At 33.5% G+C, this 12,507-nt stretch carries 16 protein-coding genes; 15 read left to right on the top strand and 1 reads right to left on the bottom strand.

What is annotated here, in order from left to right; all coding sequences use genetic code 11:
- Window positions 1–123 precede the first annotated feature (123 nt).
- From gcvH to JJQ60_RS09115, 4 genes are all read left to right on the top strand, one after another.
- Window positions 124–504, top strand: a complete 381-nt coding sequence (gene gcvH, locus JJQ60_RS09130; RefSeq protein ID WP_201918887.1) for a glycine cleavage system protein GcvH — start codon at window positions 124–126, stop codon at window positions 502–504.
- The gene (locus tag JJQ60_RS09125) at window positions 476–886 is read left to right on the top strand and encodes a VanZ family protein (RefSeq protein ID WP_201918885.1); all 411 of its coding nucleotides are present in this window, start codon (window positions 476–478) and stop codon (window positions 884–886) included. Before gcvH ends, JJQ60_RS09125 begins: the two co-directional genes overlap by 29 nt.
- A 156-nt stretch (window positions 887–1,042) precedes the next feature.
- Window positions 1,043–1,768: an energy transducer TonB gene (locus tag JJQ60_RS09120; protein WP_201918883.1), complete on the top strand. Its 726-nt coding sequence runs from the start codon at window positions 1,043–1,045 to the stop codon at window positions 1,766–1,768.
- 110 nt (window positions 1,769–1,878) lie between these two features.
- On the top strand, window positions 1,879–2,622 hold the full coding sequence (locus JJQ60_RS09115) for an energy transducer TonB (protein WP_201918881.1): 744 nt from the start codon (window positions 1,879–1,881) through the stop codon (window positions 2,620–2,622).
- Window positions 2,623–2,679: 57 nt separating this feature from the next.
- Here JJQ60_RS09115 and JJQ60_RS09110 read toward each other — a convergent pair whose 3' ends face one another.
- The gene (locus tag JJQ60_RS09110) at window positions 2,680–3,549 is read right to left on the bottom strand and encodes an MBL fold metallo-hydrolase (RefSeq protein WP_201918879.1); all 870 of its coding nucleotides are present in this window, start codon (window positions 3,547–3,549) and stop codon (window positions 2,680–2,682) included.
- A 216-nt stretch (window positions 3,550–3,765) separates the two neighbouring features.
- Here JJQ60_RS09110 and cyoE point away from each other — a divergent pair, with 216 nt between their 5' ends.
- The 11 genes from cyoE (at window position 3,766) to JJQ60_RS09055 (ending at window position 12,484) form a co-directional block, all read left to right on the top strand.
- Window positions 3,766–4,668 (top strand): heme o synthase, encoded by a 903-nt coding sequence (gene cyoE, locus JJQ60_RS09105; RefSeq protein ID WP_201919697.1) that lies wholly within the window; start codon window positions 3,766–3,768, stop codon window positions 4,666–4,668.
- Window positions 4,659–5,240, top strand: coding sequence for a cytochrome c oxidase subunit 3 (locus tag JJQ60_RS09100; protein ID WP_201918877.1), 582 nt, complete (start codon window positions 4,659–4,661; stop codon window positions 5,238–5,240). The genes cyoE and JJQ60_RS09100 overlap by 10 nt, the downstream gene beginning before the upstream one ends.
- A gap of 140 nt (window positions 5,241–5,380) precedes the next feature.
- Entirely contained in the window at window positions 5,381–6,364 is a 984-nt protein-coding gene (locus tag JJQ60_RS09095) for a cytochrome c oxidase subunit 3 (RefSeq protein ID WP_201918875.1), read from the top strand.
- A 23-nt stretch (window positions 6,365–6,387) separates the two neighbouring features.
- Entirely contained in the window at window positions 6,388–6,747 is a 360-nt protein-coding gene (locus JJQ60_RS09090; protein ID WP_201918874.1) for a cytochrome C oxidase subunit IV family protein, read from the top strand.
- 124 nt (window positions 6,748–6,871) lie between these two features.
- Window positions 6,872–7,525, top strand: coding sequence for a hypothetical protein (locus tag JJQ60_RS09085; protein ID WP_201918872.1), 654 nt, complete (start codon window positions 6,872–6,874; stop codon window positions 7,523–7,525).
- Between the two features lie 3 nt (window positions 7,526–7,528).
- Window positions 7,529–8,263, top strand: a complete 735-nt coding sequence (locus JJQ60_RS09080) for an SCO family protein (RefSeq protein ID WP_201918870.1) — start codon at window positions 7,529–7,531, stop codon at window positions 8,261–8,263.
- A complete protein-coding gene (locus JJQ60_RS09075) occupies window positions 8,256–8,798 on the top strand; it encodes a DUF420 domain-containing protein (RefSeq protein WP_201918868.1) in 543 nt (180 codons plus the stop codon). The genes JJQ60_RS09080 and JJQ60_RS09075 overlap by 8 nt, the downstream gene beginning before the upstream one ends.
- Before the next feature lie 37 nt (window positions 8,799–8,835).
- Window positions 8,836–9,066 carry a hypothetical protein gene (locus JJQ60_RS09070; RefSeq protein ID WP_201918866.1) on the top strand — a complete coding sequence of 77 codons (231 nt, stop codon included), beginning with the start codon at window positions 8,836–8,838 and terminating at the stop codon, window positions 9,064–9,066.
- 215 nt (window positions 9,067–9,281) lie between these two features.
- Complete coding sequence (locus tag JJQ60_RS09065) at window positions 9,282–9,983, top strand: ABC transporter ATP-binding protein (RefSeq protein WP_201918865.1); 702 nt, start codon at window positions 9,282–9,284, stop codon at window positions 9,981–9,983.
- The gene (locus JJQ60_RS09060) at window positions 9,976–11,205 is read left to right on the top strand and encodes an ABC transporter permease (protein WP_201918863.1); all 1,230 of its coding nucleotides are present in this window, start codon (window positions 9,976–9,978) and stop codon (window positions 11,203–11,205) included. The genes JJQ60_RS09065 and JJQ60_RS09060 overlap by 8 nt, the downstream gene beginning before the upstream one ends.
- A 16-nt stretch (window positions 11,206–11,221) precedes the next feature.
- Entirely contained in the window at window positions 11,222–12,484 is a 1,263-nt protein-coding gene (locus JJQ60_RS09055) for an ABC transporter permease (RefSeq protein ID WP_201918861.1), read from the top strand.
- Window positions 12,485–12,507 lie beyond the last annotated feature (23 nt).

The raw sequence follows: 12,507 nt of genomic DNA, 5'->3' as shown, positions 1-12,507 counted from the left end.
AGGATCATTTTATAAAGAAATGGTATAGTATTAATAATTTTTTGCTAGGTTTTCTTAATATATGATAAAATAGATTTATTTTCGTCTTCAAAATAATAACAACTCATAAATACATTTTTTCGGATGAATATTCCTTCAGAATTAAAATACACAAAGGATCACGAGTGGATCAAAATAGATGGAGATATTGCTACGGTAGGTATAACCGATTTTGCACAAAGTGAACTTGGAGATATCGTTTATGTAGAGGTAGAAACAGTTGGTGAGGAGCTAGAGCAAGAAGAGGTTTTTGGTACTGTAGAAGCTGTAAAAACTGTTTCAGATTTATTTCTGCCGTTAACAGGAGAGATAATAGAATTTAACGAAACCTTAGAGTCTGACCCAGAATTGGTCAATAGCGATCCTTATGGTGAAGGTTGGATGGTAAAGATTAAAATATCAGACGCATCTCAAGTAGATGACTTATTATCTGCTGATGGGTATAAAGAAATTATTGGGGCATAAATACCTTTTTTTACTGGTTATTTTATCAACAAGTATTATAACATGGGCTTCTTTGGCAAAATTCGTTAATCCAGTAGGGTTTAATGTAAAAGGAAGTGATAAGATAGCACATTGTATAGCGTATTTTGTGTTTGCACTGGTGTGGTTTGTGTTTTTCTTTTTTTCAAACAATGGGAAAACAAGCTTTATCCAAAGTATAGTAAGGACTTTTATTGTATGTTTCTTTTATGGAGTCCTTATGGAATCACTTCAATTTCTTTTAACTAGTTATCGTAGTTTTGAGTGGTTTGATGTGTTGGCAAACACAAGCGGTATAATTTTTGCTGTATTATTTTTAAAAGTACTTGAAAATAAATTAGTTAGTTTTAAGAAGAATCAGTAGAAGCGTAACTAAATAAAAACTTTATTACGAGTTTTTGTTTTGAGAGATCATCAGATAAAAGTTAAAAAACTTATTTTTTAGTTTACATTTTTATCTTTAATTGGAAAATACAAAAGAAATTAGCTATTTTAGCAATCCTATAACGTAATATATAATATGGAACCAAAGAAAAATCCTAAAGCAGATTTAACTAAAAGAAGCACCTTATTCCTTCAATTAGGGCTTATTTTAGTTCTTTTGATAACATGGCAAGGAATAGAGTGGAAAACTTACGATAGAAGCAATATCGATATAGGTCAGGTTAATCTTGATGAGTTGGAAGAAGAAGATGTTCCAATTACTCAAAATTTGAATACACCTCCTCCTCCACCACCACCACCACCTGCTCCAGAAATTATTGATGTAGTAGAAGATGAAGAAGAGGTAGAAGAGACGATTATCGAATCTACAGAGACAAATCAAGAAGAAGAGATTGTTGAAGTAGAAGAGGTAGAAGATGTAAGCGATGAAGAAGAGATTGCTGATGTTCCGTTTGCAGTTATCGAAAATGTACCTGTTTTTCCTGGATGTGAAAATGCAGGAGGTAATGCTGCAAAAAAGAAATGTATGAGTGAAAAGGTTAAGAAGTTTGTTAACCGTAAGTTTAATACAGAACTAGGAAGCGAGCTTGGATTATCTGGTGTAAATAGAATCTATGTAAGATTTAAGATAGACAGAAGTGGAAACATTGTTGGTGTTCAGGCCAGAGGTCCACACCCAAGGCTTGAAAAAGAAGCACAACGTGTAGTTAAAATGCTACCAAAAATGACTCCGGGAAAACAAAGAGGAAAAGCAGTAGGGGTACTATACTCTCTGCCAATAGTTTTTCAAGTGCAAGACTAAGAAAATATACTTTTATATATCAGAATCCCGTCACAATACTGTAGACGGGATTCTTTTTTTTGGTATGCTTGTTGATTTAGAGTTTAATTGTAACGTTAAAACTAAATATTATGAGTAACAAGCATGATGCTAATGTACGAAAAAGTGCATTGGTAAACTTTCAGATTGGACTTATAGCAAGTCTATTATTTACATTTTTTATGTTTGAGGTGTATACTACATCTCAGATTATTGTTGTAGATCCGCCAATTGAAGATCTTTACGATGATCCTATTTTTACAATAGGAGAATTTGAGATTGAAAAAACATCTAAAAAGGAATTGGCGATTAAGACTACGCCTCAAAAAGTCGTAGATGTTTCAAAAGCTGATATCGTTGATGATGATACTGTTATAGAGGATATGAGTAAAGTGTTCAAAAATGAACCTGTAGAATCTACTCCTTTTAATCCAAATATTTTACTGGATATTCCAGAAGGGGGGGATGAGCCAAAAAGCTTTCCTTTTAAAAAGGTTGAAGCTGTTCCGGTTTTTCCAGGTTGTGAAAAGCTAGGTACTAACGAAGAAAAAGCAGCATGTTTTTCTGAGAAGATTGGTAAAATAGTTTCTAGAAGATTTAATACTGATTTAGGAGAGAAATATGGATTGTCTGGTATTCAGCGTATTTATACGCAATTTGATGTCGACTCGAACGGAATGATTAAAAATATTCGAGTTCGTGCTCCACATCCTAAATTAGAAAAAGAGGCAGAACGAGTTATTAATTTATTTCCGGAAATGACACCTGGTAAACAAAGAGGAAAGCCGGTAACGGTAAAATATTCTTTACCGATTGTCTTCAAAATACAAGACTAAATAAAAAGTCCGGTGATATACCAATCACCGGACTTTTTTGAACTGTAATAGAGTGCGCTATTTTGTAAGACTTGTATAAATCGTTTTTCGTATTTGTTCTGGATTGATATAGCCATTGCCATATCCTTTGGCATCGTATGATGCTGTTAGTGATGTGTTTTTTATAATGTCATTCTCAGATGTACCAGCATCAATTTCTTTTTGTACGGCACGAGTAATTTCTTTAAGCATGCTTAAAAAAACTTCAAGATCTTTTTTGGACGCTAATTTTCCGTGACCGGGAATAATTTTGGTGTCGTCATTAATCATCATTAATGCTTTTTCTGAAGCTTTTATGTATCCCGTTATGCTTCCTCCTGATTTTAAATCTATATATGGATATCGGCCATTAAAAAATGTATCTCCCATGTGTAATACATTTCCATTTATAAAATACACCATAGTATCTCCGTCGGTGTGGGCATTATGTACATGAAATGCTGATATGTTTTCATTTTTAAAGTATAGTTGCAGTCCTTCTTCAAAAGTAATTACGGGTAACGATGTCGGGATTATATTGCCTTTGTCTTTTTGCTTGCTTTCCATTCTCAATCGTACATTTTTTTGAGCAATTATTGTGGCTCCTTGTTTAGTCATATTCTCATTGCCTCCAGTATGATCTCCATGAAAATGAGTGTTCATTACCATAGTTACAGGTTGTTTGCTAATGGTTTTTAAATTTTCAAGAATTTTATTTGATATGTTGGCAAACTGATCATCAATAATGAACAGTCCTTTTTCGTTTTTAAATACACCAATATTTCCACCTCGCCCAGTAAGCATATAGATGTTTTCCGTTAGTGGGGTAATTTGAATATTGACTTCCTTTTTTTGTGCATTAGATGGAATCCAAAATAGGAATAGTACTAGAATTAGTATTTTTTTCATGAGAGTGATTGTATGTTTTATAGCATGTAAAATACAAAATTTACTCCTGGTCGTTTGTATATCGTTGAGCCCTTCTTGATAAAAGTGTTTTCTTGTAGAGATATATAAGTAGTTGTTAAAAGGTAAATTATACATAGCCGATAAGTTGTCTAAAAGGCTTTTAAGGTATATCTTTGCACCACTTTAAAAAAAAGCTAATACAATAACGTGCAAAATTTGAGCGTAACCCAAATCAATACTGCAAAAGTTTCTGTTGTTCAGGATTTTAAAGAGATTACAAAAATGCGTTTGGCATTAAGCGTGGTTTTTTCTTCTGTTGCAGGATACTTGTTAGGTGTTGAAACGATCTCTTGGAGTACACTTTTACTTCTTGCTATTGGAGGCTATTTTATGGTAGGTGCTTCTAATGCTTTTAATCAAATCATCGAAAGGGATTTGGATAAATTGATGGATCGAACCAAAAACAGGCCAATTCCTTCAGGAAGAATGTCTGTAAATACAGCATTCATTATTGCCACCCTTTTTACTATTGCCGGCATTACGGTGTTATATATTATTAATCCACAAACAGCAATGTTCGGTGCGATATCTATATTTATATACGTTAGTCTGTATACGCCTTTGAAGACAAAAACTCCTTTGTCGGTTTTTGTGGGTGCAATACCAGGTGCAATCCCTTTTATGTTAGGGTGGGTAGCCGCAACAGACGATTTCGGAATCGAACCAGGTACGTTGTTTATGGTGCAATTCTTTTGGCAGTTTCCTCATTTTTGGGCTATTGGTTGGTTTTTGTATGACGATTATAAAAAAGGAGGATTTTTTATGCTACCTACGGGTAAAAAGGACCAGGGAACGGCTACTCAAGTAATTATATACACGGTTTGGACTGTGGTTACTTCTTTAATTCCGGTGTTTGGAGTTACGGGTAAACTCTATCTAACTCCTGTTTCTGGAGTCATTATTTTAGTATTAGGATTAATTTTATTGAAATCGGCAATTCGTCTATATAAGGTTAGAGACACTAAAACAGCAAAACAATTAATGTTGATGAGTGTTTTGTATATAACGTTGCTTCAGGTTATTTATGTGGCAGATAAATTTATTAGAGTATGGATTTAACACAAGGGACAACAAACGAAAAAATAAAAAGAGCTAAAAAAACCATGATGTGGTTCGCTATGGTGAGTATGGCAATGGTTTTTGCGGGGCTTACAAGTGCTTATGTGGTGAGTAAAACAAGAAAAGATTGGTTGACAGATCTTGAGTTTCCACAGCCATTTATATATAGCATCTTCATTATTATTGCAAGCAGCCTTACTTTATATTTGGTTAAAAAAGCAATCGAAAATGAGAATAGAAGTTTAGCAACAATCTTATTGCTTTCAACTCTGGCTTTAGGAGGAGTGTTTGTATTTCTTCAGTTCGAAGGTTTTTCTGATATAGTTGAACAGGGATATCACTTTACCGGTCCAACGTCAAATATTGTTTCTACATTCATGTTTATTATTGTAGTAACCCATTTAGCACATGTTGTTGGTGGAATTATAGTGCTTTTAGTAGTAATTTATAATCATTTTAAACAAAAATATAAAAAGGGTCAAACTCTAGGTCTTGATTTAGGGTCTATGTACTGGCATTTTGTTGATTTTCTGTGGGTTTATCTCTTTTTGTTTTTATATTTTGTGAAGTAACTGCGAATTATAGATTAAAGTTTGAAAAAATAGATTACTCCTGCGAAATACATCTGGTTAAATTAAAAGATAGATTTGAGCAGGTGAAATGATAAAATTGATTATTTTTGTGGAAAATTTAACAATACCAAATTCTTTATATGGAAACAACTGTTACTAAAACAGGTACAGAGGATAAAATCTGGGGAGGTGGTAACCAACCACTTAAGGTGAGTTATGGTAAAATGATGATGTGGTTTTTTATCCTTTCCGATGCACTTACATTTTCAGGTTTTCTTGCTGCATATGGCTTTTCTAGATTTAAATTTATTAACTCATGGCCAATAGCCGATGAGGTGTTTAATCACTTTCCTTTTTTACATGGAGTTGATGCTCCTATGTACTATGTGGCTTTGATGACATTTATATTAATATTTTCTTCTGTAACTATGGTATTAGCCGTAGATGCAGGTCATCACATGAAACAGAAAAAAGTAATTCTGTACATGTTTCTAACCATTATTGGCGGTTTGATATTTGTTGGATCACAAGCCTGGGAGTGGAAAAATTTCATTAAAGGAGAATACGGAGCTGTAGAAACAAAAGCGGGTCAGATTCTTCAATTTGTGGATGCTGACGGTCATAGAGTTGCTTTAGATAATGTAGCTATAGTTGATACTCATAAAGAAAGAGCACACCACGAGAAAAAAGTAGGAGTTTGGTATGATAAAGAACCGACATTGCCAACATATACGATTGATGAGATAAGAGCAGGTTTTGCCAAAAAGAAAGATCTTTTAATACGTACACAAATACTAACTGAAGACGGCGAAAAAACTATTTTATCTCGAGAAGAATCTCTTAGAAGACTTAATACCGATGCAATTGGTATCGTTGAAGGAGCTAACCTTGTGCATAATGAGTACGGGACACCTTTATTTGCTAATTTCTTTTTCTTCATCACAGGTTTTCACGGTTTTCATGTATTTTCCGGAGTAATCATTAATATTATCATTTTTATTAATGTGATTCTGGGTACTTATGAAAGAAGAAAGAATTATGAGATGGTAGAGAAAGTTGGTTTATACTGGCACTTTGTCGATTTAGTATGGGTATTTGTATTTACATTCTTTTACCTGGTTTAATAAAAATATAGTAGTTATATAACATGGCACACGATACAGCACATCACGAATCAAACATAGGAAGAATCTGGAAAGTGTTTTTTCTACTTTCGGTTATTACTATCGTTGAAGTAATATTGGGTATAATCAAGCCTGCATTCTTAGTTGAAACAACCTTGATTAGTATGAAATTGCTTAACTGGATCTTTATTATCTTAACAATCTGGAAAGCATACTATATAACCTGGGCATTTATGCATATGGAAGGAGAAACTAAAGGGTTGAGAAGATCCGTAGTTTGGACAGGTATATTTTTAATTTGTTATTTGATTTTTATACTTCTTACAGAAGGAGATTATATATATGAAGTGTTTAAAGGAGGGTATAAAGCCTGGGACTTTTAATCCTTTATGTCTTTAAGTTAAAAGCATTGTAAAAAGACGGTTTTTTAAACCGTCTTTTTCTATTTTTGTACGCAGTTTTTAATCCGGTTAGAAGGTTGTTTATAAAAACAAAATTCATTTGTAAATGAAAAAGTTTCTTGTTTTAGGTGTCTTATTTATTTTACCATTAGTGGCATATTTATTTTTTGCTTCGGGAGTTCATAATTTTGCTAAGCTTCCAGTATTAAATGATTCGGTAGGAGATTTACAAAACTTTGAAAGTAATACTAAGGAGCAGATTACATTTCAAAATAAAATCACCGTACTTGGATTTTTAGGTAAAGATATTTACAACAAACAGGGGAATGCATTTAACCTTAATCAAAAAATCTACAAGAAAAATCATGGTTTCCGGGATTTTCAATTTGTTATGGTATTGCCATATGGTAGCGAAAAATCGGCAAAAGAGCTTTTAGATGAATTGGACGATATAGCAGATGTTTCTGGATGGAAATTTCTTTTCGGAACAAATGAAAGCATAGAAACATTGTTTAATAGCCTTAAATCTCCGCATCAATTAGATGATAACCTTGCTACACATTATGTGTATATAATTGATAAGAACGGTGATTTAAGAGGGCGTGATGGTACATTAAAAGAAGATGAATCAAAAGTATATGGTTATGATGCGAGCTCTGTAGCTGATTTGGCAAATGTTATGACAGATGATATTAAAGTAATTCTTGCAGAATATCGTTTGGCATTAAAAAAATATAAAGCAGATCGTAAAGACAAATAAATAATGAAAAAATATTCATACGTAGGAATATCGTTTATTATACTAATCTTTGGAATCATCTTTATTCCTAGAATAGTAAATCGAGTAAAAAATACTTCTGTTGTAAAAAATGACAGAATGAGTGCTAATAACCCACTGGCAAACGAAAAACTTTCTTATAATAAGATCAATGGAGAACCTAAAAAAGTACCTGAGTTCGCATTTTTAAATCAGGATAGCATCTTAATTACACACCATGATTATAAAGGCAAAGTGTATATAGCCGAGTTTTTCTTTACCAGCTGTCCTACCATATGCCCTAAAATGACTAGAAACCTGGTGTACCTTCAGGACCAACTAAAAGAGTATCCTAATTTTGGGGTGGCTTCTTTTACTATAAATCCAAAAATGGATACTCCTACCAGGTTAAAAAAATATGCCGAAAATTATAAGGTTACTAACCCTGATTGGCACTTTTTGACGGGTGAAAGAGAGGATCTTTATGATTTAGCAAATACGGGATTTAATATTTATGCGGCCGAAAACCCAAATGTACCTGGAGGATTTGAACATAATGGGTATTTTGCTCTTATTGATCAGGAAGGGTATATTAGATCCAGATATGATGCATTTGGAAACCCTATGGTGTATTATAGAGGAACAATTGGTGTTGACGAAAAAGTTGACAAAAATGGAGAAGAAGAGCAAATCACTATACTATTAGAAGACATAAAAAAACTTTTGAAGAAAGATGGATAATATATCTACAGTAGAAAAAAAATATAATAAGTGGATTATTATACTTTCAATACTTATTCCATTAACCGTAGCAGCATTATTTGGTGTTAATTTGAAAAGATTGGGATTTGATGTACAACCCCTTACTTTTTTACCGCCAATTTATGCTTCAGTAAATGGTCTAACGGCTGTTATTTTAATTGCCGCATTATGGGCGATAAAAAATAAAAAAGTGACATTACATGAAAAGTTAATGAAAACTGCAATTTTGTGTTCAGTTGTATTTCTGATTATGTATGTTGCCTACCATATGACTAGTGATTCTACCAAATTTGGAGGAGAGGGTACTATACGATATGTATATTATTTTATTCTGATTACACATATCGTATTATCGATAGTAGTTATCCCCTTTGTCTTGATTACTTATGTGCGTGCTTTGGCGCAACGATTTGATAAACACCGAAAGATGGCCAGAATTACATTTCCAATATGGCTATATGTCGCCATTAGTGGTGTGCTGGTATATTTGATGATTTCCCCATATTATGCGTAACTCCAAACTTTGCTGAGGTATAGATCAAAAATCTAATATGAAAAGTAAAATCTTGTACATATCAATCTTAATGTTGTTCTTTTCACTTCCGGTAGAGGCACAATGTGCTATGTGTAGAGCTGTTTTAGAAAGTGAGGAAGGGCAAGAAACCGCTAAAGGGATCAATAATGGTATTGTGTATCTAATGATTGTTCCGTACATCTTAATCGGGCTTGTAGGGTATTTCATTTATAAGAATAAGAAGAAATTGACAGGCTTAGAAAAGTAACAATTTAGTTAGAAGTTAATTTTAACATTTTCATAACAATTTGGTCTGTAACAAAAATCACATAATGTTAGTCTTATGTAACAAGACTGCACTAGCCAATTATAAGTCTTCAAGGGGGAAAAACTAGAAGATAGATCAAAGTTATATTCTAAAAGGTGGTGGGTCATTAGTTAATTTGGGCGCATATTGTGTCTTATATATCTTAATCCGGTATTATGATTGAAATTAAAGACTTACACAAATCTTATCAAATGGGCAGTAATTCTCTTCATGTGCTTAAAGGGATAGATTTTAGCGTTAAGGAAGGAGAATTAGTGGCTATTATGGGATCTTCTGGTTCCGGAAAATCAACATTACTAAATATTTTAGGAATGCTGGATGAAGCAGATAGTGGAAGTTATTTTCTTGATAATGTTCCGATTAAAGGATTAAATGAAACCAAGGCTGCACAATATCGTAATAAATTTTTAGGGTTTGTCTTTCAGTCATTTAACCTTATCAATTACAAAACGGCATTAGAGAATGTAGCTCTGCCACTTTACTACCAACGCAAAAAGAGAAAAGAAAGAACCGAAAAAGCGATGAACTATCTTGGCAAAGTTGGTTTAGCTGATTGGGCAACACACTTACCTAGCGAGCTTTCAGGGGGGCAAAAGCAACGTGTGGCTATTGCTAGAGCTTTGGCAGCCGATCCAAAAGTATTGCTGGCAGATGAACCAACAGGAGCATTGGATAGTACAACTTCTTATGAAGTTATGGATATTATTCAAAATATAAACGATGAAGGAAAAACAATATTAGTAGTAACACACGAACCGGATATTGCTAATATGTGTAAACGTATTGTGCACCTTAAAGATGGTGTTATCGTAGAAGATAAAGAGGTAGAACAAGTTAGAGCATCTCAATATGTTTGATAGAGACCGATGGCAAGAAATATTTGAAGCAATAGGCAAGAATAAACTTCGTACATTCTTATCTGGCTTCACGGTGGCTTTAGGAATACTTATTTTCACTGTATTACTAGGTATGGGTAATGGATTGCTGAATAGTTTTTTAAGCAGTTTCGTTGATGATGCCCAAAATATCATTTTCATTAGTTCGGGAAATACTTCAAAAGCGTATAAAGGCTTTCAGGAAAATAGGAAAATTCAATTTAAAAATGAAGATTTCGAGTTTATCAAAAGCAATTACATTGGTAAAGTAGAATTTGCTACCCCCAGAGTATATCGAAATAGTCAAGCAAAATATAAAAAAGAATCAGGTAGCTATAGCATAAGGGCGGTTAATCAAGATCACCAATACCTTGAAAAGACAATAATGATGAAAGGTCGGTATATTAATGAAGCCGATGTGAAAGAACGCACCAAAAATATAGTAATCGGAAGATTAGTAGAAAAAGATCTTTTTAAGAATGAGAGCGCTCTGGGCAAAATGCTGGATGTCGATGGGATACCTTATAAAATTGTAGGTGTCTTTCAAGATAGTGGAGGTGATAACGAAGAACGAATTATTTATATCCCCTTTACGACAGTACAGTTGCTTTTTGGTAATAATGATCATATTAATCAGATTAATTTATCGTATAACATGGCGATGAGTTCTGAACAGGCAATTGCATTTGCAGATCAAATTAAAGATGACCTTAAAGAAAAATTTAAAGTAGCACCAGATGATCAGAGTGCAATTAGAGTGAGAAGCTTTGCAGAAGACATTAAAGAAACTATGGTGATCCTTGGAGGAATATACCTTGTGATTTTTGTGGTTGGTATTGGGACATTAATTTCTGGAGTAATAGGTATAGGTAATATTATGACCTTTAGTATCAAAGAAAGAACAAAAGAATTAGGTATTAGAAAAGCATTAGGTGCATCGCCTAAATCAATAATAGCTATGGTATTGCAAGAATCTGTTTTGATAACTTCGGTAGCGGGATATGTAGGTTTGCTTTTAGGGATTTTTGCACTTAAATTGATAGGTAATAATCTGGAGAAATTTTTTATCCTTAATCCCAAAGTAGATACAGGAGTCATTATGGTGGCCACTATAACATTAATTCTTGCGGGCTTATTAGCTGGGTATATACCCGCGCGAAGAGCTGCAAGAATAAAACCCATTATTGCATTAAGAGATGAATAATTAAAAATCAAATGGTATGAAGTTTATATTCGAAAAAGATACCTGGCAAGAAATTTATGGAGCAATTCGTAAGAATAAAATTAGAACAGTAATTACTGTTATAGGGGTTACATGGGGGGTGTTTTTGTTTGTCATTCTTTTAGGAATGGCTAAAGGATTAGATAATAGCTTCAGAAGCCAATTCAATGATTTTGCAACCAATACCATGTTTGTATGGGGGCAACAAACCAGTATACCTAATGGCGGGTTTAAAAGAGGACGAAGAATGCAGCTTACACTTGATGATGTTGCCGCTTTAGAGTCTCAGGTATCAGATATTGAATATATTACTCCTCGTAATGTTACAGGTCAATGGGGAACACCACCAGGCCAGTTTGTAAGAGGGTCTAAGTCTGGAGCCTTTAAGATATTTGGAGATTATCCCACTATAGATAAAGTGTCAAAGAAAAAAATATTTGATGGAGGAAGATTTATTAATGAAGAAGATATAAAGTACGAACGTAAGGTTTGTGTTATTGGTGAGGATATTTTTAAGCAATTCTATGATGAAGATGAAAATGCAATAGGTGATTTTGTAAGAATTAATGGGATATATTTTAAAGTAATTGGAGTATATAAGCCAACACAAACTGGATTTGAAGGCGATGACTCTATTTTTTTACCATTTACCACATTTCAAACCATATTTAATCAAGGGAAAGATATATCCTGGATGGTAGTTACAGCCAAGCAAAGTCAAAATATTGTCAATACAGAAGCGACCATAAAAACAATGCTTAAGAGAATGCATAATGTGCACCCAGATGATACACAAGCTTTTGGTAGTTTTAACTTAGGTAAAGAAGTTGCAAAAGTTAATGGTTTCCTTTCTGGAATGCGATTAATAACGTACATCGTTGGAATAGCAACGCTTATTGCAGGAGTTATAGCTATTGGGAATGTACTTCTGATTACCGTAAAAGAGCGTACTAGAGAGATAGGTGTGCGTCGAGCATTGGGAGCAACACCAGCAGAAGTAAGAGGTCAGATTATGTTAGAGTCTGTTCTACTTACATTTCTAGCTGGATTAATTGGGTTTGTTTTTGGAACTTTGGTGCTATGGGCTATCAATACAGCAATTGGAAACAATGATGATATACCGATACTAAACCCTACGGTAGATTTCTTTGCTGTAGTTGGAGCATTATTGTCTATAGTGTTGTTAGGAACCTTGATCGGACTTATACCCGCACAAAAAGCAGTAAGTATTAAGCCAATAGAGGCATTAAGAGAAGAATAAAAATAATAATCATAACAAAATAA

This window comes from Aquimarina mytili, from assembly GCF_016735115.1.
Classification (GTDB): domain Bacteria; phylum Bacteroidota; class Bacteroidia; order Flavobacteriales; family Flavobacteriaceae; genus Aquimarina; species Aquimarina mytili.
Note: the sequence above shows the minus strand (reverse complement) of the source record. Positions and strands in the feature narration are given on the sequence as shown.

Coding starts and splice junctions, on each gene's coding strand:
- gcvH (WP_201918887.1), top strand. CDS start 124: ATGAATATTCCTTCAGAATTAAAATACACAAAGGATCACGAGTGGATC.
- JJQ60_RS09125 (WP_201918885.1), top strand. CDS start 476: ATGGGTATAAAGAAATTATTGGGGCATAAATACCTTTTTTTACTGGTT.
- JJQ60_RS09120 (WP_201918883.1), top strand. CDS start 1,043: ATGGAACCAAAGAAAAATCCTAAAGCAGATTTAACTAAAAGAAGCACC.
- JJQ60_RS09115 (WP_201918881.1), top strand. CDS start 1,879: ATGAGTAACAAGCATGATGCTAATGTACGAAAAAGTGCATTGGTAAAC.
- JJQ60_RS09110 (WP_201918879.1), bottom strand. CDS start 3,549: ATGAAAAAAATACTAATTCTAGTACTATTCCTATTTTGGATTCCATCT.
- JJQ60_RS09100 (WP_201918877.1), top strand. CDS start 4,659: ATGGATTTAACACAAGGGACAACAAACGAAAAAATAAAAAGAGCTAAA.
- JJQ60_RS09095 (WP_201918875.1), top strand. CDS start 5,381: ATGGAAACAACTGTTACTAAAACAGGTACAGAGGATAAAATCTGGGGA.
- JJQ60_RS09090 (WP_201918874.1), top strand. CDS start 6,388: ATGGCACACGATACAGCACATCACGAATCAAACATAGGAAGAATCTGG.
- JJQ60_RS09085 (WP_201918872.1), top strand. CDS start 6,872: ATGAAAAAGTTTCTTGTTTTAGGTGTCTTATTTATTTTACCATTAGTG.
- JJQ60_RS09080 (WP_201918870.1), top strand. CDS start 7,529: ATGAAAAAATATTCATACGTAGGAATATCGTTTATTATACTAATCTTT.
- JJQ60_RS09075 (WP_201918868.1), top strand. CDS start 8,256: ATGGATAATATATCTACAGTAGAAAAAAAATATAATAAGTGGATTATT.
- JJQ60_RS09070 (WP_201918866.1), top strand. CDS start 8,836: ATGAAAAGTAAAATCTTGTACATATCAATCTTAATGTTGTTCTTTTCA.
- JJQ60_RS09065 (WP_201918865.1), top strand. CDS start 9,282: ATGATTGAAATTAAAGACTTACACAAATCTTATCAAATGGGCAGTAAT.
- JJQ60_RS09060 (WP_201918863.1), top strand. CDS start 9,976: ATGTTTGATAGAGACCGATGGCAAGAAATATTTGAAGCAATAGGCAAG.
- JJQ60_RS09055 (WP_201918861.1), top strand. CDS start 11,222: ATGAAGTTTATATTCGAAAAAGATACCTGGCAAGAAATTTATGGAGCA.